Here is an 18,380-nt window from a genome sequence, read left to right as displayed (position 1 = left end):
GGATCGGTCGAGCCGGGCCGGTCGCGCAGAGCCGGCCGCGCCCGGGCCGGCGTCAGCCCAGGGTGCGGCCGTCCTCGTCGGTGGGACGCGGGGTGCCGTGCCCGCGGGCGGCCTCCTCGGCGCGCTCCTCCTCGAGCTCCACCTCGGCCTCCAGCCGGTGGGCCTCCCCGGCCACCTGGGCGGCGGCGTCACCGTGCGACTCGCCGTAGACCTCCTCGGCCCGGCCCAGCAGCTCCTCGGCCTTCGCCTTGGCCTTGTCGATGAAACTCATCGTTGCCCCGTCCTCTCCGTGCTCCTGTGTGCAGCGTCGCGGATCTCGCCGACCAGCTCCTCCAGGATGTCCTCCAGCGCCACGACGCCGACCACCCGCCCCGCGTCGGTGACCGCGGCGAACTGGGCGCGGCCGGCCTGCATGACCTCCAGCGTGCGGCGCAGGTCGTCCTCGGCGGCCACCCGCGGCAGGGGGCGGGTGATGTCCCGGACCCGCGGCTCGGGGGCGCCGTCGGCCTGCAGCACGTCCTTGACGTGCACGTACCCGAGCAGCCGGTCGCCGACGGCCACCGGGAAGCGGGAGAAGCCGGTGGTGGCCGCGGCCCGCTCGACGGCGGCGGTGTCGTCGTCCGGCCCGACGACGGTGAGCGCGGCCCGCGGGATCAGCACCGAGCGGGTCTCGCGCTCCTCCAGGCCGAGGGCGCCGGTGAGCAGCTCGTGCCCGCGCTCGTCGAGCAGGCCGCCGGCGCGCGACTCGTCGAGCAGCCCGGCCACCTGGTCGCGGGTGAACGCGCTGGTCACCTCGTCCCGGGGTGTCACCCCGAGCAGCCGGAGCACGGCGTTGGCCAGCGCGTTGAGCGTCACGATCACCGGCTTGAGCACCGTGACGACGGCGGCCAGCGGCGGGGCCAGCGCCAGCGCGGCCCGGTCGGGACCGGCCAGCGCCAGGTTCTTCGGCACCATCTCGCCGATCACCACGTGCAGCGCGACGACGGCGGTGAGCGCGAGGACGAAGGAGATCGGGTGCACCAGCGCCTCGGGCACCGACAGCGCCTCGAACACGGGCTCGAGCAGGTGCGCCACCGCGGGCTCGCCGATGGCACCGAGGCCGAGCGAGCAGACGGTGATGCCCAGCTGCGCACCGGCCATCATGAGCGACACCCGCTCCATTGCCGCGAGCGTGGTGCGGGCGCGGCGGGAACCGGCGTCGGCCAGCGGCTCGATCGACGAGCGGCGGGCGGAGATCAGGGCGAACTCGGCACCGACGAAGAACGCGTTGGCGAGCAGCAGCACGACGGCGACGATCAGGCCGATCCAGTCACCCACGGTCGGTCTCCTCGTCCTCGTCGCCGGTGGTCGCGGGCAGCTCGCCGACGACGGCCCGCTCCACGCGGGTGCCGTCGACCGCCTCGACCCGGACCCACACGCCGGCCGGCAGGCCCTCGGCCTCGGCGGCCAGCTCCGGCGGCAGGGCCGGTCGTGCCTCGATCCGGTCGCCGTCCTCCGGGATCCGGCCGAGCACGTGCAGCACCAGGCCGCCGAGGGTCTCCCAGTGCCGGTCGGAGGGGACCGCCAGGCCAGTGGCCGCGGCCACCTCGTCCGGGCGCAGCAGGCCCGACACCGACCAGGTGCCGTCGCCGAGGTCGACGACGTCGTCGCCGGTCTCCAGGTCGTACTCGTCGGTGAGGTCGCCGACGATCTCCTCCACGAGGTCCTCGATGGTCACGACGCCGTCGGTGCCGCCGTACTCGTCGACGACGACGGCCATCTGCAGCCCGCCGCGGCGCAGGTCGCCGAGCAGGTCGTCCAGCCGCCGGGACGTCGGGACGAACAGCGCCGGCAGCATGACCGCCGAGACGGGCGTCTCCGCCCGCCGGTCGCGCGGGACCGCCAGGGCGTGTTTCACGTGGACCATGCCGACGACGTCGTCGACGCCGGCCCCGGAGACGACGGGGAAGCGCGAGTGCCCCGAGTCGCGGGCGGCGGTGAGCACCTCGGCGACGGGGGCGCCGTCGAGGACGGTGGTCATGCGGGTGCGCGGCGTCGCCGCGTCGCTGGCCCGCAGCTCACCGAAGGCCAGCCCGCGCTCGAGCAGGAAGGCGGTCTCGGCCGGGAGCGTGCCCTGCCGGCCGGAGCGGCGGACCAGCGAGGTGAGCTCCTCCGGCGAGCGGGCCGAGGCCAGCTCCTCCTGCGGCTCGACGCCGAACAGCCGGCGCAGGATGGCGTTGGCCCAGCCGTTGAGGAGGCGGATGACCAGCGACGTGGCCCGGGTGAAGCCCCGCTGGAAGCCCGACACGGCGCGGGCCGTGCGCAGCGGCTCGCTGATCGCCACGTTCTTGGGCACCAGCTCGCCGAACACCATGGTCAGCGCCGTCGCGAGGACGAGCGCCACGGTGATCGACACCGACCGGGCGGCGCCACCGGACAGGCCCACCGTCTCCAGCGGCCCGCGCAGCAGCGCGGCGATCGAGGGCTCGGCCACGAAGCCGATGGCCAGGTTGGTGACGGTGATGCCGAGCTGGGCGCCCGAGAGCTGGGTGGACAGCGTCCGCATGGCGGCGAGGACGCCGGCCGACCCGCGGACGCCGGCTGCGGCCTCGCGCTCCACGGTGGCCCGGTCGACGGTCACCAGGGAGAACTCGAAGGCCACGAAGGCGGCGCAGCCGAGGACCAGCAGGACGCCGACGAGGACGAGCAGCCACTCGATCATGCGTGCGTCCGCAGGAGCGGGAGGGAACGGGGAGGGCTCGTATGGTGAGGCAGGCTCACGAGGGTGCGGTCATCCTCCGGCGAAGGGGGGCAGCACGTCCACGACCGCCCCGGGTGACAGCTGCAACGTGCGGTCACGGGTCTGCGTTCCGTCGACGAGGAACGAGCAGGCGGTGAGCACCCGTTCGAGGCGCTCGCCGTGCGCCTCGACGATCCGGCCGACCAGCTCCTCGAGGGTGCCGGCCGCGCAGCTCTCGGTGTCGACGCCGCTGGCCGCGCGGGCCCCGGCGAAGTAGCGCACGGTGACGAGATCGGTCACCGGTCAGCCGCCGATCGCCGACATCGGCCGGCTCGGCTGCAGGAAGCTGGGGTCGTCGATCCCGTGGCCGGGGAGCTTGGCCAGGGTGGCGATCCGCCAGCGGTCGGCCAGCTCGGCGTCGGTGGCGCCCTCGCGCATCGCCGTCCGCAGGTCGGACTCCTCGCGGGCGAACAGGCAGTTGCGGATCTGGCCGTCGGCGGTGAGCCGGGTGCGGTCGCAGGTGCCGCAGAACGAGCGGGTGACCGAGGCGATGACCCCGACGGTCGCCGGGCCGCCGTCGACCAGCCAGCGCTCGGCGGGAGCCGACCCGCGTTCCTCGGTGTCGGGCGTGAGGTCGTGCGCGGCCGACAGCCGGGCGAGGATGTCCTCGGCGGTGACCATCTCGCCGCGGGTCCAGGCGTGGTGGGCGTCGAGCGGCATCTGCTCGATGAACCGCAGCTGGTAGCCGTGCTCCAGGCAGAAGTCGAGCAGCGGGACGGCGTCGGCCTCGTTCATGCCGCGCAGCAGGACGGCGTTGACCTTCACCGGGGTGAGGCCGGCGTCGTGCGCGGCCCGGAGGCCGGCGAGGACGTCGTCGAGCCGGTCGCGGTGGGTCAGGGCCTTGAACCGTTCGCGGTCGAGGGTGTCGAGGCTGACGTTGATCCGGTCCAGTCCCGCGGCGGCCAGCGCGGGCGCGACGCGGGCCAGGCCGATGGCGTTGGTGGTGAGGCTGACCTCGGGGCGCGGGGACAGCGCGGTCGCCGCCTCGACGATGCCCACCAGGCCCGGGCGGAGCAGCGGCTCACCGCCGGTGAAGCGGACCTCGTGGATGCCCAGCTGCTCGACGCCGATGCGGACCAGCCGGACGACCTCGTCGTCGGTGAGCTGCTCGACCTTGGGCAACCACTGCAGGCCCTCGGGTGGCATGCAGTAGGTGCAGCGCAGGTTGCAGCGGTCGGTGAGCGAGACCCGCAGGTCGGTGGCGACCCGGCCGTGCCGGTCCACCAGCCCGCCGCTGCCGGGCGCGGTGGCGGGCGGCGCCGGACGGCGCACCACCGGGTCGGGCAGCGGGCTGGACTGGGTCACGTGGACGAATGTAGTGGCGGTCGTGCCGTCCGTGCCGTCCCCCGGGACGCCGACGGGGGCGGCCCGCACCGCGGACCGCCCCCGTGGGGAGTACTGGTTCAGCCGATCGGGACCGGGTTGGTCGGGTCCGGCGGCACGGGCACCGAGCCCTGGATCCGGTTGCGGGCCTGGCAGTCGCTCGTGCAGTTGGTGGCGCCGGCCGAGAGCTCGATCGAGTCCTCGCCGAGCACGCCGCCCATGCGGCCGCCCGAGGCGACCGACCAGCGGGTCGTGGTGGCGGTCTGCTCGAGCTTGGTGGCCACCTGCGGGCTGTCCTTGCCGAGCAGCATCTGGTGGGTGGCGTCGGCCGGGACGCCGTCGCCGAAGTTCACCTTGCCCGTGTACTCGTTGACGAAGTAGTAGAGGCCGGCGCCGAGTGTGTGCACGTACTCGACGGCGGTGCCGAACTCCTGCTCCATCTGGAAGATGCCGCCCTGCGGGGCGTCCTTCGACTGGACCTTGAGCTTGCCGCCGGAGGCGGTCGTGAAGATGACGACCAGGACGTCGTCGCGCAGCCGCAGCTCGCTGATCCGGACGCCGCGCAGCTGGGCGGCGGTCAGCACCGGCACCTTGGAGGCGAAGACGACGGTCGGGGCGGTGACCATGCGCTGCGCGTCGGGGGCGCCGGTGAGCGAGTAGTCGTACACGCCGAGGGTGGCCGGGTCGATCCGGAACGAGACGTGCCGGCCGCGGACGGCGATCGGCGCGGTGGGCGTGGTGTCGCGCAGGCGGTACTCGTTCCCGGCGGCCGGGTTCGACGTGCGGCCGTTGACGGTGACGGCGAAGTCGCCGCCGCTGCTCGCGCCCTCGGTCGCGCCGCCGTCGTCGCCCCCGGAGGCGGAGGCGGTGCCGGGGACGAGCAGCGCGGCGAGCGCGAGCAGCAGGACGAGGGCGGCGCGCAGGGGGCGCGGCCGGGAGGTGGGGGCCACGGGGCTCCTCGGGTCGGCGGATCGGGCACCGACCAGAGTGCATGAAGCTTCATGCATCCTGCGTCACGACACGCACACGTTCAGTAAACCGGGACGACGGGCCGGCGGACCGTTGTTACCGTCGCGTCGCCACCCGAGAGTCCGGCGGGCAGTCCCGCACTCGCCTGTGGCCAGGAAGCGCGAGAAGCCCGTGTCACCCCGATCCCTGCTCGGCCCCTACGGCCGCCTGTTCGCCGTCCCCGGCGCCGTGTGGTTCTCCCTCGCCGGCTGGGTCGCCCGGCTGCCGCTGCCCATGCTCGGCCTGGGTGCCGTCCTGCTCGTCGAGGGCGAGTCCGGCAGCTACGCGCTGGCCGGCGCCGTCGCCGGCACGCTCGCCCTGTCCGCCGCGGTGGGCGGACCGCTCTGGTCCCGGGCGATGGACCGGCGCGGCCAGGGCCGGGTGCTGCAGGTCGCCATGGCCGCGTACCTGCTCACCGGTCTGGCCTTCGTCGGCGTCGTGGTCGGCGACGCGCCCCGCGTCACCTGGTTCGTCCTGGGCGCCCTGACCGGCGCCAGCCTGCCGGGGATCGGCGCCATGGTCCGGGCGCGGTGGGCCGCGGCCCTCGAGGACGCCGAGCGGCGGCAGACCGCGTTCGCCTTCGAGTCCGTCGTCGACGAGGTCGTCTTCGTCGTCGGCCCGCCGCTGGTCACCGTCCTCGGCACGCTCGTCGCACCGGCCGCCGGCTTCACCACCGGGATCGTGCTCGGCACGGTCGGCGGGTTGTGGCTGGCCCGCCAGCGGGACACCGAGCCCGTGGCCGTGCCCGTGACCACCGGCGGCCCCTCCCGGCTGACCGCCGCGCTCGGGCCCGCGGTGGTCGTCGTCTCCCTGGCCTACCTCGGCGTGGGCACCGTCTTCGGCGCGATGGACGTCGTCGTCGTGGGCTTCGCGGAGGAGCAGGGGGTCCCTGCGCTCGCCGGTCTCGCGCTGGCGCTCTACGCGGGCGGCAGCCTCGTCGCCGGGCTGGCCTACGGCGTGGCCCGCCTGCGCGGCACGCTCGCCGGGCGCTTCCTCGGCACCGCCGTCGCCTTCGGGCTGGCCGCCCAGGGGCTGTGGGCGGTGTCCTCGCTGCCGCTCCTGGTGGGTGCCGGCTTCCTCGCCGGTCTCGCCGTCGCGCCGGTGCTGGTGTCGGGTGCCTCGCTGGTGGAGTCGCGGGTGCCGCGCTCCGCGCTCACCGAGGCGCTGTCGTGGACCAACACCGGGCTGACCCTGGGGGTCACCGCGGGCTCGGCGCTCGCCGGTGCGGCGGTCGACGCGTGGGGCGCCCAGGCGGCCTTCGCCGTGCCCGCGCTCGCCGCGGCCGGGGCCGCGGTGCTGGCGCTGGGCGCCGCGCCCCTGCTGCGCCGCGCGCCCGGGCCCGTCGAGGCGTCTCCGTCACGGGTTGGGGACCCGGTCGGCGGGTAGCCGGACTCCCACGGAGAGCCTGGCGCGCCATCGAGTGGCGCGCCGCCCACCGTCCGCGACCGAGAAGGAGAGCCCGTGGCCACCGCGCCCACCATCCACCTGAACAACGGCGTCCAGATCCCGCAGCTGGGCTTCGGCGTCTACCAGATCCCGCCGGAGCAGACCGTCGAGGCGGTCCGCAGCGCGCTCGAGGTCGGCTACCGGCACATCGACACCGCCGAGATGTACGGCAACGAGAAGGAGGTCGGCCAGGCGGTCCGCGAGTCGGGCATCGACCGCTCCGAGGTCTTCGTCACCAGCAAGCTCAACAACGGCTTCCACCGCCGCGACGACGCGCTGCGTGCCTTCGACCGGACGCTGGCCGACCTCGGCTTCGACCAGCTCGACCTGTTCCTGATCCACTGGCCGCTGCCCACGATCGACGTCGACTACGTCGAGACGTGGAAGGCCATGGAGGAGATCTACGCCGGCGGCCGCTGCCGCGCGATCGGCGTGTCCAACTTCAACCCGCACCACCTGCGCCGGCTGTTCGCCGAGACGGAGGTGCGCCCGGCGGTCAACCAGATCGAGGTCCACCCCTACCTCGCCAACGACGAGGTGCGGGCCTTCGACGCCGACCACGAGATCGTCACCGAGGCCTGGTCGCCGATCGCCCAGGGCAAGGTCCTCGACGACCCCGCGGTCACCACCATCGCCGAGACCCTCGGGAAGACCCCGGCCCAGGTCGTGCTCCGCTGGCACGTGCAGCGCGGCGACGTCGTCTTCCCGAAGTCGGTGACCCGCGAGCGCGTGGAGCAGAACTTCGCGCTGTTCGACTTCGAGCTCGACGCGGGCCAGATGGCGACGATCACCGGCCTCGACCGTGGCGAGCGCACCGGCCCCGACCCGGACACGTTCGACTACGTGCCCAGCTGATCCGGCGAGATCGGCGGTCTCGTACGCCCACGGCGGTCCGGGCGTACGAGACCGCCGATCTCGTGCGGGGGGAGGCGCCTCCCCGACCGATCACTCCGTGACGAAGTCGATGAGCTCTTCGACGCGGCCGATGAGCTGGGGCTCGAGGTCGGTCCAGGTCCGCACGCGGGCGAGGATGCGCTGCGCCCACACGTAGCCGGTGTCGTCCTCCCAGCCCAGCCGGCGGCAGACGCCCTCCTTCCACGACTCGCCCTTCGGCACGGTCGGCCACTCGCGGATGCCGACGACCGAGGGCTTGACCGCCTGCCAGATGTCGACGAACGGGTGGCCGACGACCAGGGCGTGCTGCCCGGTCACCTGCTCGGCGATCCGCGACTCCTTCGACCCGCGCACCAGGTGGTCGACCAGCACACCGAGCCGCCGGCCCTGGGCGGGGCGGAACTCGCGGACGATGCCGGGCAGGTCGTCCACGCCGTGCAGCGGCTCGACGACGACGCCCTCGATGCGCAGGTCGTGGCCCCACACCTTCTCGACCAGCTCGGCGTCGTGCTTGCCCTCGACGTAGATGCGCCCCTCGCGGGCGACACGGGCGCGCGCCCCGGCGACGTAGGTCGAGCCCGAGGCGCTGCGGGTCGGCGTCACCGGGCCCCTGGGGGTGGGGCGCACGAGCACGACCGGCCGGCCGTCGACCCAGAACCCCGGGCCGAGGGGGTAGGCGCGGACGCGGCCGAACCGGTCCTCGAGGTGGACGACGTCCTTCTCGCAGCGCACGACGGCGCCGACGAACCCCGAGCTGGGGTCCTCGACGACGAGGTCGGGCTCGGCGGCGACCTGCGGGGGTGGCTTCTTGACCGTGCGCGGGTGCACCAGGTCGTCATAGGGGGAGCGGGGCGGCACGGTCCCAGGAGAGCCGATGACGGCGCCCAGGCCCGGCAGACGCGCCGGTGGAGGGCTGCTGAAGCGGGCGCGACACGCCCGGGCGACGATGTCGTCGCGTTCTGTGACGGTTCGTCGCGATGGGTCCACGGTCCCCAGAAGGTGGGCAAACCCGCCCTGAGCTGGGGATTCGCCCCTCCCGGACGGGTAGCGGCCCCGGACCGTCTGCTCCACGCTCAGCGACCGAAGTGTCAGAGTCGATCTCCGTCGTTTCGCTCGGGCCAACGTGGTCACTGATCCAGATGACCGCGACACCGAAGCTCAGACGGGAGCCAAACGACGATGATCGGCACTGACAACATCAGCCGCGTGATCGGGCAGGACGTCTACGACGAGTCGGGCGACAAGATCGGCTCGGCCTCCGAGGTCTACCTGGACGACGAGACCGGCCAGCCGGAGTGGGCCACGGTGCGCACCGGGCTGTTCGGGACCAAGGAGTCCTTCGTCCCCCTCCAGGACGCCGACCTGACCAATGACGGCCTGCGCGTCCGCGTGAGCAAGGCCAAGGTCAAGGACGCCCCGAAGATCGACACCGACGGCCACCTCTCCCCGCAGGAGGAGCAGGAGCTGTACCGGTACTACGGCCTCGGCACGGGCACGCAGACGACGACGCAGACGACGGACACCGGCACCGCGGGCACCTACGCGACGGACCAGAGCCGGTCGCAGCAGGACCTCACAACGGCCGGCACCGGCACCGTGGGCACCGCCGGCTACACCGACCGTGACCGTGATGGCGTGCGCGACGACCTCGAGACCCGCGACACCGTGGGCCACGACACCTCGGGCCCGACGACCGACAACGCCATGACCCGCTCCGAGGAGCACCTCAACGTGGGTGTCCAGCGGGTCGAGGCCGGCCGCGCCCGGCTGCGCAAGTACGTCGTCACCGAGAACGTGACCCAGACGGTGCCGGTCTCCCGCGAGGAGGTCCGGGTCGAGCGCGAGCCGATCACCGAGGCCAACATGGGCAACGCCATGGACGGGCCGGCCATCTCCGAGGAGGAGCACGAGGTCGTCCTGCACGCCGAGCGCCCCGTGGTCTCCAAGGAGGCCACGCCGGTCGAGCGCGTCCGCCTCGACGTCGACACGGTGACCGAGCAGCAGCAGGTCTCCGAGCAGGTGCGCAAGGAGCAGATCGAGGTCGACGGCGACCAGACCGGTGTCGCCGGCACGGGCACCACGGGCCGTGAGGACGACCGCGGCATGGTGCAGAAGGCCAAGGACGCCCTGGACCGCGACAACGACGGCAAGATCGGCCGCTGATCGGTAGCAGCAGTACAGCCCGGTCCTGACCGGGCACGGCACAGTCGGCGGCGGCCGGCCGGAGACGATGCTCCCGGCCGGCCGCCGTGTCGTCTGCAACGGTTGCAGGCCCCGGGCCGGGCCGTGTCGGGCGCGTGTGCAGGTGGGATGCTCGGCGGCGTGACCGAGACTACGGCTGCGCCGTCCACCCGGACCGACGGCCTCCCGGGCGGCCCGGAGGAACTGGCCGCGGCACTCAGGTCGACCGGCTACCTGCCCGACGAGGGTCTGGCCACCGCCGCCTATCTGGCGCTGGTGATGCGCCGGCCGCTGTTCCTCGAGGGCGAGGCCGGCGTCGGCAAGACCGCCCTGGCCCGCGCGCTGGCCGCGGTCACCGGCCGCCCGCTGTACCGCCTGCAGTGCTACGAGGGTCTCGAGGCCAGCCAGGCGCTGTACGACTGGGACTTCGGCCGCCAGCTGCTCCACCTGCGGGCCGCCGAGGCCGCGCACGCCACGGCCGACACCAAGTCGCTCGAGGCCTCGCTCTACGACCGGCGGTTCCTGCTCGCCCGCCCGCTGCTGCAGGCGCTGGAGGACTCCCCGAGCGTGCTGCTGGTCGACGAGGTCGACCGCGCCGACGACGAGTTCGAGGCGTTCCTGCTCGAGGTCCTCTCCGACTTCACGATCTCCATCCCGGAACTGGGCACCGTGCGCGCCGACGTCCCGCCGCTGGTGGTGCTGACGTCCAACCGCACCCGCGAGGTGCACGACGCGCTCAAGCGCCGCTGCCTCTACCACTGGCTGGAGCACCCCGACTTCGACCGCGAGGTGGCGATCCTGCGGACGCGGCTGCCGGAGGTCACCGAGCGGCTGGCCCGCGAGGTGGCCCGGGCGACGGCGAAGCTGCGCACGCTGGACCTGCTGAAGCCGCCCGGCGTCGCCGAGGCCATGGACTGGGCCACCGCGCTGCACGCCCTGGGAGCACGCGACCTCGACCCCGACCTCGCCGCGCGCACGCTCGGCGCCGTGATCAAGTACCGCGAGGACACCGACCGGGTGCACTCGCTCGCGCGGGGAGCGCTCTTCGGTGGCGGCTGACGGAGGACCCCGTCCCTCTCACCCTCCGCGAGCTCAGGGTGAGCCTCCGGACGGGGCCAGGGGTGCACGACCACCTCGTGACGTCGTCGCCACCGTCCTGGGGTTCGCCCGCACGCTGCGCGCCGCCGGCATCACCGCCTCCCCGGACCGCGTCGAGGCCATGCTCACGGCGGTGGCGGCACTCGACGTCCTCGACGCCACCGCCGTCTACTGGGCCGGGCGGCTGACGCTGTGCTCCGGCCCGGACGACCTCGACCGCTACGACGCCGCCTTCGCCGCGTACTTCGGCGGCGAGGCCCCGCGGCGCGGGCGTCCTGCGGCCGGCACCCCGCCGCGGGTCGCCGTCACTGCGCCGCTGGAGGAGGGCGGCGGAGCCGGTGAGGAGGGCGAGGACCCCTCCGACCTCGCCGTCGCCGCCTCCGCCGACGAGGTGCTGCGGCAGCGCGACGTCGCCGACCTGACCCCGGCCGAGCGCGAGCACCTGCGGCGGCTGTTCGCGCTGGTGCGCCCGGCGTCCCCGATGCGCCCGGCCCGCCGCCGCCGGCCGTCCGCGCACGGGTCGGTGCACCCGGCGCGCACGGTGCGGCGGGCGCTGCGTGACGGCGGCGAGGTGTCCCGGCTGCTGCACCGGCGGGCCCGGCCGCGGCCGCGGCGGGTGGTGCTGCTGGTCGACGTCTCCGGCTCGATGAGCCCCTACGCCGACGCGCTGCTGCGGTTCGCCCACGCGGCGGTGCGGGCCCGGCCGGCCTCGACGGAGGTGTTCACGATCGGTACCCGGCTGACCCGCGTGACCCGGGAGATGCGGCTGCGCGACCCCGACCGGGCGCTCGCGGCCAGCGGGACCGCGATCCCCGACTGGTCGGGCGGCACGCGGCTCGGCGAGGTGCTCAAGGCGTTCCTCGACCGGTGGGGGCAGCGCGGGACCGCCCGCGGCGCCGTCGTCGTGGTGTGCAGCGACGGCTGGGAGCGGGGCAGCCCCGACCTCCTGCGCGAGCAGATGGCGCGGCTGCGCCGGCTCGCGCACGGCGTCGTCTGGGTCAACCCGCACAAGGGCCGGGCCGGCTACGAGCCGCTGACCGGCGGGATGCAGGCGGCGCTGCCGTCCGTCGACGCGTTCGTGTCCGGCCACAGCCTGGCCGCCTTCGAGGAACTGTCGGGAGTGATCTCGCGTGTGTGAGAGGAGCGGTCGTGCGTGAGGTGCTCGACGACCTGGTCGGCTGGTGGCAGGCCGGCGAGACGGTCGGGATGGGGACGGTCGTGGCCACCTGGCGCTCCGCGCCGCGGCCGGCCGGCGCGGCGATGCTGGTCGGTCCCGACGGGACGGCGGTCGGCAGCGTGTCCGGCGGCTGCGTCGAGGGCGCGGTGTACGAGGAGGCCAAGGACGTCGTCGAGTCCGGCGTCCCGACGCTCGAGCGCTACGGCGTCAGCGACGACGACGCGTTCGCCGTCGGCCTGACCTGCGGCGGGATCCTCGACGTGTTCGTCGAGCCGGTGTCGCGCGAGTCGTTCCCCGAGCTCGGGGAGATCGCCGGGTCGGTGGGCCGGCACGAGCCGGTCGCCGTCGTGACCTGCGTGCGCGGCCCCGACGACCGCCTGGGGCGCCGGCTGGTGCTCTGGCCCGACCGGGCGTCGGGCACCCTGGGCCTGCAGCGCCTCGACGACGCCGTCGCCGACGACGCCCGCGGGATGCTCGCCGCCGGCCGCACCGGCACGCTGACCTACGGCCACGACGGCGAGCGGCGCGGCGACGAGCTCACGCTGTTCGTCTCCTCCTTCGCCCCGCCGGCGCGGATGGTCGTGTTCGGCGCCATCGACTTCGCGGCCGCCGTCGCCCGGGTCGGGGCGTTCCTCGGCTACCGCGTGACCGTGTGCGACGCCCGCCCCGTGTTCGCCACCGCCCGCCGCTTCCCCGACGCGCACGAGGTCGTCGTCGAGTGGCCGCACCGCTATCTGCAGGCCGAGGTCGAGGCCGGCCGGGTCGACGAGCGCACGGTCTTGTGCGTGCTCACCCACGACCCCAAGTTCGACGTCCCGCTGCTGGAGGTCGCGCTGCGCCTGCCGGTGGCCTACGTCGGCGCCATGGGCTCGCGGCGGACCCACGAGGAGCGGCTCGAGCGGCTGCGCGAGGCCGGGCTGTCCGCGGCCGAGCTGGAGCGGCTGTCCTCGCCGATCGGCCTGGACCTCGGCGCCCGCACGCCCGAGGAGACCGCCGTCTCCATCGCCGCGGAGATCATCGCCGGGCGCTGGGGCGGCTCGGGGGAGCGGCTGACCGGGATCGAGGGCCCCATCCACCGGACGGCCGACCGGTGAGAGGTGCGGCAGAGATGGCCATTTCTGCCGCTCTGACGCACCGCTACGACGTCGAGGTCGTGGGGCTGCTCGTCTCGCCGGTGCACCGCTACGACGGGCGGCCGCGCGGCGTCGTGCCGGCCCAGGACGGCGACCGGGTCGACCGGGTCGAGGTCCGCGCGGGGCACGGCATCGTCGGTGACCGCTACGCCGGCCGGGCCGCGCACCGCGACGCCGCCGTCACGGTGCTCGCCGTCGAGTCGGTGGAGGCGCTGGCCGCCGAGCTGGGCACCGTCCCGCTCGACGCGCTGCTGACCCGCCGCAACGTCGTCCTGCGCGGCGCCGAGGTGGAGGCGCTGCGCGGCGAGGAGTTCGCGCTGGACTGCGGGGAGGGCGTCGTCGTCCTGCGGGGCGGGCGTCCGGCCAACCCCTGCGCCTGGCTGGACACCGTCCTCGCACCCGGCGCGCACCGGGGCATGCGCGGGCGCGGGGGAGTGCGCTGCGCGCCGCTGTCCGACGGCGTGCTGCGGCTCGGCCCCGCCGTCCTCCCCAGCGCCGTCCCGCTCGACGCCGCCCGCGCGGGGGAGCCCCACCGGCTGCTGCCCCGTCCCCGGCCGGGTCCCGCGGCCCCGTAGCCTGCGTCACATCCGCCCCGGACCTGCGAGAGGAGCCTCGTGACGCCGACCGTGCCGCACCCGGTCATCGGGCTGCGCCGCGAGCGCGAGGTGCTCACCGTCGCGCTCCGGACCAACCGGCACGTCGTCCTCGAGGGGCCGCCGGGCACCGGCAAGTCCACGCTGCTGCGCTCGGTCGCCGCGGAGGACGGCCAGGAGGTCGTCTTCGTCGAGGGCAACGCCGAGCTCACGCCGGCCCGGCTGATCGGCCAGTACGACCCGGCCGCCGTCCTCGCGGAGGGCTACGTGCCCGGCAGCTTCACCGACGGGCCGCTGCTCACGGCCATGCGCGGGCACGGGCTGCTCTACCTCGAGGAGCTCAACCGCATCCCCGAGGAGACGCTCAACGTCCTCATCACCGTGCTCACCGAGGGCGAGATCACCGTCCCGCGGCTCGGGCACGTGCGGGCCGCCGCCGGCTTCCGGCTGATCGCCGCGATGAACCCCTTCGACGCCATCGGCACCGCGCGCGTCGGTCAGGCGATCGCCGACCGGATGTGCCGCGTCGTCCTCGGCTACCAGGACGCCGACGCCGAGCGGGCCATCGTCACCGCCGTCACGGGGGCGCCCCCGGCGCTCGTCGGTCTGGCCGTCCGGCTGGTGCGCGCCACCCGCGAGCACCGCGACGTCCGGATGGGCTCGTCGGTGCGCGGCGCCACCGACCTCGTGCTGCTGCTCGGGGGGCTGCTCGACGTCCGCGGGCAGTCCGGCCTCGGCGCCGAGGGTGCCCGGGAGACCGCGCGCGACGCCGCGTACGCCGCGCTGTCGGGACGGATCCGCGTCGCCGACGGCGTCGAGCGCACGCCCGAGGCGGTCATCGACGACCTCCTCGACGAGGTGTGGCCGGCGGACGGGCCGCCCCCGCAGGACGAGTCCGCCGACCCTTGAAGGACCCCCGGCGAGGCCGGCGAGGGCGGAGGTGGAGGCCCGCCGGAGTCCCCGGCGGGCACCGACGCCCCGTCCTCGCCACGCCGCGACCGCTCGGGCGCCGGCCGGCGCCGGCAGACCGGCCGGCGGGAGATGGCCGCCCGGCACGACTCCTTCGAGGAGGTCAGCCCGGAGGTCGGCGAGCTCGACAAGGAGGCCTTCGCCGCGCTGATGGCCGAGGACGCCGACGCCGCGGCCGCGCTGCTCACCGACCTCGCCGCGGCCACCGACCGCGAGCTGCGGATGGCGGCCCAGCGGCTCGCCACGCGGGTGTTCGTGCAGGTGGGCCGGGTGGGACGCGCGCGGACGCGCGGCACGCGGCGGCTGGTGCCCGACCGGCGCGGCGACGGCGACCTGGACCTCGACCGCACGCTGGACCGCTGGGACCTCGGGACGCCGCTGGCCGAGGGAGACCTGGTGACGCGCCGGTGGACCGGTCACCGCCGCACGGTGTGCCTCGCCGTCGACACGTCGGGGTCGATGACCGGCCTGGGCGTGGCGATCGCGGCGGTGGCCGCGGCCGGCGTCGTCCTCACCGGCGACGAGAAGCTGCGCACCAGCCTGCTCACCTTCGGCCGGGAGGTCGACGTCGTGCAGCGGCCGGGTCAGCGACGCGCCGCCGAGGACGTCGTGACGCACCTGATCGGCCTGCGCGGGCACGGGACGACCGACCTCGCCGCCGCGCTGCGGGCCGCGCGGCTGCAGCTGGCGTCCGAGGTGGCCGACGAGCGGGTGGTCGTGCTGCTCTCGGACTGCCTGCACACCACCGGCGACCCGCCCGAGACCGCGCTGGCCGGGATCGACCGGCTGGACGTGCTCTGCCCGCTGCCCACCCCCGAGGCGGAGGAGGTGGCCCGCGCCCTGGCCGCCCGCGGCGGGGGGACGGCGCAGATGGTGCGCACGCTGCGCGACCTCGGCCCCGCCCTCACCCGCCTGCTGGGCTGAGCCCCCGGCCGTGGGGCAGGGTGGCCGCATGGTGCTGGGACTCCACACGCCGATCGTGCAGGCGCCCATGGCAGGTGGGCCGTCCACGCCGGCGCTGGCCGCGGCGGTCTCCGCGGCCGGCGGCCTGGGCTTCCTCGCCGCCGGCTACCGGACACCGCAGGCCGTGCGGGAGGAGGTCCGCGCGACCCGGGAGCTGACCGGGGAGCGCTTCGGCGTCAACGTCTTCCTGCCGGGGCCGCCCGGCGACGACGAGGCGGTGCGCCGCTACGCCGGGCAGCTGCGGGCCGAGGCCGAGCGGTGGGGCGTGGAGCTCGGGGAGCCGCGCGCGGACGACGACGCGTGGGAGGCGAAGGTCGCCGTCCTCGCCGAGGAGCGGGTGCCCGTCGTGTCGTTCACCTTCGGCCTGCCGCGGCCGGACGTCGTCTCGGCGCTGCACGACGCCGGCACCACCGTGCTGGTCACCGTGACCACGCCCGAGGAGGCGGTCGCCGCCGCCGGGACCGGCGCGGACGCGCTCGTCGTCCAGGGCGTCGAGGCCGGCGGTCACCGGGGCGGCCTCCGCGACGAGGACGGCGTGGGCGAGTACGGGCTGCTCGTGCTGCTGCGCCTCGCCGCCCGGGCCGTGGACCTGCCGCTGGTCGCCGCCGGCGGGGTCGTGGACGGCGCCTCGGTGGCCGCGGTGCTGGTGGCCGGGGCGGAGGCGGCGCAGCTCGGGACGGCGTTCCTCGGCTGCCCCGAGGCCGGCACGAGCCCGGTGCACCGCGCGGCGCTGGCCGCGGGCGGGGAGACGGCGCTGACCCGGGCGTTCAGCGGCCGCCGCGCCCGCGGCCTGGTCAACCGCTTCCTCGCCGAGCACGGCCCGACCGCTCCGGCCGCCTATCCGCAGGTCCACCACCTGACGACGCCGCTGCGCGCCGCCGCCCGGTCGGCCGGGGACGCCGACGCGATCAACCTGTGGGCCGGGCAGGGGCACCGGCTGGTCGAGCCGCTGCCCGCCGGCGAGCAGGTGCGCCGCCTCGCCGACGACGCCCGGGAGGCGCTGACCCGCGCCGTCCGCTGACACCACACAGCCGGCCGACCGTGCCGGAGCACACGACCCACGACCGAGGAGCCGCCCGTGTCCGCCACGACCGCCTACCGCGCCGCCCGCGACCAGCTGCTCGCCCTGCGCGGGGACCCCGACCGGGCCGCCGCGGAGTTCCGCTGGCCGGCGATCGACGGGCCGTTCAACTGGGCGGTCGACTGGTTCGACGAGATCGCCCGGGGCGTCGAGCGGCCCGGGCTGGTGATCGCGCAGGACGACGGCAGCGAGGGCAGCTGGACCTTCGACGGGCTCGCCCGCCGCTCGGACCAGGTGGCCGCGTGGCTGCGCGAGCGGGGTGTGCAGCGCGGTGACCGCGTCGTCCTCATGCTCGGCAACCGGGTCGAGCTGTGGGAGTCGATGCTCGCCGTCATGAAGCTCGGCGCGGTGATCATGCCGACCACGACGGCCCTGCCGCCCGCGGACCTCGCCGACCGCATCGGCCGCACCGGCGCCCGGCACGTGCTCGCCGACGTCGCCGAGACCGCGAAGTACGCCGACGTCCCCGGCGACTACGGACGGATCGCCGTGGGCGGCGAGGCCCCCGGCTGGGCGCCCTACGCCGACGCGGCCGGCGCTCCCGACCGGCCGCTGGGCTCCCCCGGGACGGGGCCGGGCGACCCGCTGCTCCTGTACTTCACCAGCGGCACCACCAGCCGGCCCAAGCTGGTCGAGCACACCCAGGTCAGCTACCCGGTCGGCCACCTGTCGACGATGTACTGGCAGGGCCTGCAGCCCGGCGACCGGCACCTCAACATCAGCTCCCCGGGCTGGGCCAAGCACGCGTGGAGCTGCTTCTTCGCCCCGTGGGCGGCCGAGGCGACCGTCCACCTGCTCGACTACCGGCGCTTCGACCCCGCGGTGCTGCTCGGCCGCATCCGCGACGCCGGCATCACCACCTTCTGTGCTCCGCCCACGGTGTGGCGGATGCTCATCCAGGCCGACCTGTCCGGCGGGCCGGGGCAGCTGCGGGAGGTGCTGGCCGCCGGCGAGCCGCTCAACCCCGAGGTCATCGAGCAGGTCCGCCGGCAGTGGGGGCTGACCCTGCGCGACGGCTACGGCCAGACCGAGACGACGGCGTCGGTGGGCAACCCGCCCGGTGCCGAGGTGCGGCCGGGCTCGATGGGCCGGCCGCTGCCGGGCGTGCCGGTGGTGCTGGTCGACCCGGTCACCGGCGAGCAGGGCGACGACGGCGAGATCTGCCTGGACCTCTCGCAGCGGCCGGTGAGCCTGATGACCGGCTACCAGGGCGACCCCGAGCGGGCGGCCGAGGCGATGGCCGGCGGGTACTACCACACCGGCGACGTCGCGACCCGGGACGCCGACGGCTACATCACGTACGTCGGGCGCACCGACGACGTGTTCAAGGCCAGCGACTACAAGATCAGCCCGTTCGAGCTGGAGAGCGTGCTCATCGAGCACCCGGCGGTCGTGGAGGCCGCCGTCGTCCCGGTGCCCGACCCGGTGCGGCTGGCGGTGCCCAAGGCCTACGTGACGCTGGCACCGGGCTGGGAGCCGGGGCCGGAGACGGCGCTGGCGGTGCTGCGGCACGCGCGCGAGCGGCTGGCGCCCTTCCTGCGGGTACGGCGGGTGGAGTTCGCGGAGCTGCCCAAGACCATCTCGGGCAAGATCCGCCGGGTCGAGCTGCGGCAGCGCGAGGAGCAGGCCGCCCCGCGGGGCACCGGCACCGACTGGGCCGACACCGACTTCCCGGAGCTGCGCGGCAGCTGACGTCCCCGTGCCCGCCGGCCGAGCGCCGGCGGGCACGGGGAAC

Annotated in this window: 18 protein-coding genes; 11 read left to right on the top strand and 7 right to left on the bottom strand. The window is 75.3% G+C overall.

Annotated elements, in window-relative coordinates; genetic code table 11:
* Positions 1–52 precede the first annotated feature (52 nt).
* The 6 genes from BM414_RS10225 to BM414_RS10200 all read right to left on the bottom strand — a co-directional run bounded on the left by BM414_RS10225 (position 53) and on the right by BM414_RS10200 (position 5,052).
* The gene (locus BM414_RS10225) at positions 53–271 is read right to left on the bottom strand and encodes a hypothetical protein (RefSeq protein ID WP_093579314.1); all 219 of its coding nucleotides are present in this window, start codon (positions 269–271) and stop codon (positions 53–55) included.
* Positions 268–1,317 (bottom strand): hemolysin family protein, encoded by a 1,050-nt coding sequence (locus tag BM414_RS10220; RefSeq protein WP_093579313.1) that lies wholly within the window; start codon positions 1,315–1,317, stop codon positions 268–270. The genes BM414_RS10225 and BM414_RS10220 overlap by 4 nt, the downstream gene beginning before the upstream one ends.
* Entirely contained in the window at positions 1,310–2,701 is a 1,392-nt protein-coding gene (locus BM414_RS10215) for a hemolysin family protein (RefSeq protein ID WP_093579312.1), read from the bottom strand. The genes BM414_RS10220 and BM414_RS10215 overlap by 8 nt, the downstream gene beginning before the upstream one ends.
* A 69-nt stretch (positions 2,702–2,770) precedes the next feature.
* Positions 2,771–3,019, bottom strand: a complete 249-nt coding sequence (locus BM414_RS10210; protein WP_093579311.1) for a MoaD/ThiS family protein — start codon at positions 3,017–3,019, stop codon at positions 2,771–2,773.
* Positions 3,020–3,022: 3 nt separating this feature from the next.
* Positions 3,023–4,084, bottom strand: a complete 1,062-nt coding sequence (gene moaA, locus BM414_RS10205; RefSeq protein WP_217644647.1) for a GTP 3',8-cyclase MoaA — start codon at positions 4,082–4,084, stop codon at positions 3,023–3,025.
* A 98-nt stretch (positions 4,085–4,182) separates the two neighbouring features.
* Positions 4,183–5,052 (bottom strand): hypothetical protein, encoded by an 870-nt coding sequence (locus tag BM414_RS10200; RefSeq protein WP_093579310.1) that lies wholly within the window; start codon positions 5,050–5,052, stop codon positions 4,183–4,185.
* Positions 5,053–5,242: 190 nt separating this feature from the next.
* Between BM414_RS10200 and BM414_RS10195 the strand changes: the two genes are divergently transcribed.
* Both BM414_RS10195 and BM414_RS10190 read left to right on the top strand, forming a co-directional pair.
* The gene (locus BM414_RS10195; RefSeq protein ID WP_093579309.1) at positions 5,243–6,496 is read left to right on the top strand and encodes an MFS transporter; all 1,254 of its coding nucleotides are present in this window, start codon (positions 5,243–5,245) and stop codon (positions 6,494–6,496) included.
* A gap of 75 nt (positions 6,497–6,571) precedes the next feature.
* Positions 6,572–7,411 carry an aldo/keto reductase gene (locus tag BM414_RS10190; RefSeq protein WP_093579308.1) on the top strand — a complete coding sequence of 280 codons (840 nt, stop codon included), beginning with the start codon at positions 6,572–6,574 and terminating at the stop codon, positions 7,409–7,411.
* A 90-nt stretch (positions 7,412–7,501) separates the two neighbouring features.
* Here the strand turns inward: BM414_RS10190 and BM414_RS10185 are convergent, their stop codons facing one another.
* Positions 7,502–8,308, bottom strand: a complete 807-nt coding sequence (locus BM414_RS10185; RefSeq protein WP_093579307.1) for a DUF3097 domain-containing protein — start codon at positions 8,306–8,308, stop codon at positions 7,502–7,504.
* A 321-nt stretch (positions 8,309–8,629) separates the two neighbouring features.
* On the opposite strand from BM414_RS10185, the gene BM414_RS10180 reads away from it, so the two are divergent.
* The 9 genes from BM414_RS10180 (at position 8,630) to BM414_RS10140 (ending at position 18,337) form a co-directional block, all read left to right on the top strand.
* Positions 8,630–9,613 carry a PRC and DUF2382 domain-containing protein gene (locus tag BM414_RS10180; RefSeq protein WP_093579306.1) on the top strand — a complete coding sequence of 328 codons (984 nt, stop codon included), beginning with the start codon at positions 8,630–8,632 and terminating at the stop codon, positions 9,611–9,613.
* Between the two features lie 159 nt (positions 9,614–9,772).
* Complete coding sequence (locus BM414_RS10175) at positions 9,773–10,690, top strand: AAA family ATPase (protein ID WP_245784617.1); 918 nt, start codon at positions 9,773–9,775, stop codon at positions 10,688–10,690.
* Between the two features lie 172 nt (positions 10,691–10,862).
* Positions 10,863–11,867 (top strand): vWA domain-containing protein, encoded by a 1,005-nt coding sequence (locus tag BM414_RS10170; protein WP_245784616.1) that lies wholly within the window; start codon positions 10,863–10,865, stop codon positions 11,865–11,867.
* 11 nt (positions 11,868–11,878) lie between these two features.
* Positions 11,879–13,000 carry an XdhC family protein gene (locus BM414_RS10165; RefSeq protein ID WP_093579304.1) on the top strand — a complete coding sequence of 374 codons (1,122 nt, stop codon included), beginning with the start codon at positions 11,879–11,881 and terminating at the stop codon, positions 12,998–13,000.
* Between the two features lie 14 nt (positions 13,001–13,014).
* On the top strand, positions 13,015–13,614 hold the full coding sequence (locus BM414_RS10160; protein WP_093579303.1) for an MOSC domain-containing protein: 600 nt from the start codon (positions 13,015–13,017) through the stop codon (positions 13,612–13,614).
* A gap of 39 nt (positions 13,615–13,653) precedes the next feature.
* Positions 13,654–14,541, top strand: coding sequence for an AAA family ATPase (locus BM414_RS10155; protein ID WP_093579302.1), 888 nt, complete (start codon positions 13,654–13,656; stop codon positions 14,539–14,541).
* 132 nt (positions 14,542–14,673) lie between these two features.
* Positions 14,674–15,525, top strand: a complete 852-nt coding sequence (locus BM414_RS10150; protein WP_093579301.1) for a VWA domain-containing protein — start codon at positions 14,674–14,676, stop codon at positions 15,523–15,525.
* Positions 15,526–15,553: 28 nt separating this feature from the next.
* Positions 15,554–16,585: a nitronate monooxygenase gene (locus BM414_RS10145; protein ID WP_093579300.1), complete on the top strand. Its 1,032-nt coding sequence runs from the start codon at positions 15,554–15,556 to the stop codon at positions 16,583–16,585.
* Between the two features lie 57 nt (positions 16,586–16,642).
* Positions 16,643–18,337, top strand: coding sequence for an AMP-binding protein (locus tag BM414_RS10140; RefSeq protein WP_093579299.1), 1,695 nt, complete (start codon positions 16,643–16,645; stop codon positions 18,335–18,337).
* Positions 18,338–18,380 lie beyond the last annotated feature (43 nt).

It is taken from the genome of Geodermatophilus amargosae, assembly GCF_900116515.1.
GTDB classification, from domain to species: domain Bacteria; phylum Actinomycetota; class Actinomycetes; order Mycobacteriales; family Geodermatophilaceae; genus Geodermatophilus; species Geodermatophilus amargosae.
The sequence above is the reverse complement of the archived record's forward strand: the minus strand, read 5'-3'. Positions and strand labels throughout refer to the sequence as shown.

Bases quoted from the DNA above. Each gene is read 5' to 3' on its own strand.
- BM414_RS10225 (WP_093579314.1), bottom strand. From the start codon at position 271: ATGAGTTTCATCGACAAGGCCAAGGCGAAGGCCGAGGAGCTGCTGGGC.
- BM414_RS10215 (WP_093579312.1), bottom strand. From the start codon at position 2,701: ATGATCGAGTGGCTGCTCGTCCTCGTCGGCGTCCTGCTGGTCCTCGGC.
- BM414_RS10180 (WP_093579306.1), top strand. From the start codon at position 8,630: ATGATCGGCACTGACAACATCAGCCGCGTGATCGGGCAGGACGTCTAC.
- BM414_RS10160 (WP_093579303.1), top strand. From the start codon at position 13,015: ATGGCCATTTCTGCCGCTCTGACGCACCGCTACGACGTCGAGGTCGTG.
- BM414_RS10150 (WP_093579301.1), top strand. From the start codon at position 14,674: ATGGCCGCCCGGCACGACTCCTTCGAGGAGGTCAGCCCGGAGGTCGGC.
- BM414_RS10145 (WP_093579300.1), top strand. From the start codon at position 15,554: ATGGTGCTGGGACTCCACACGCCGATCGTGCAGGCGCCCATGGCAGGT.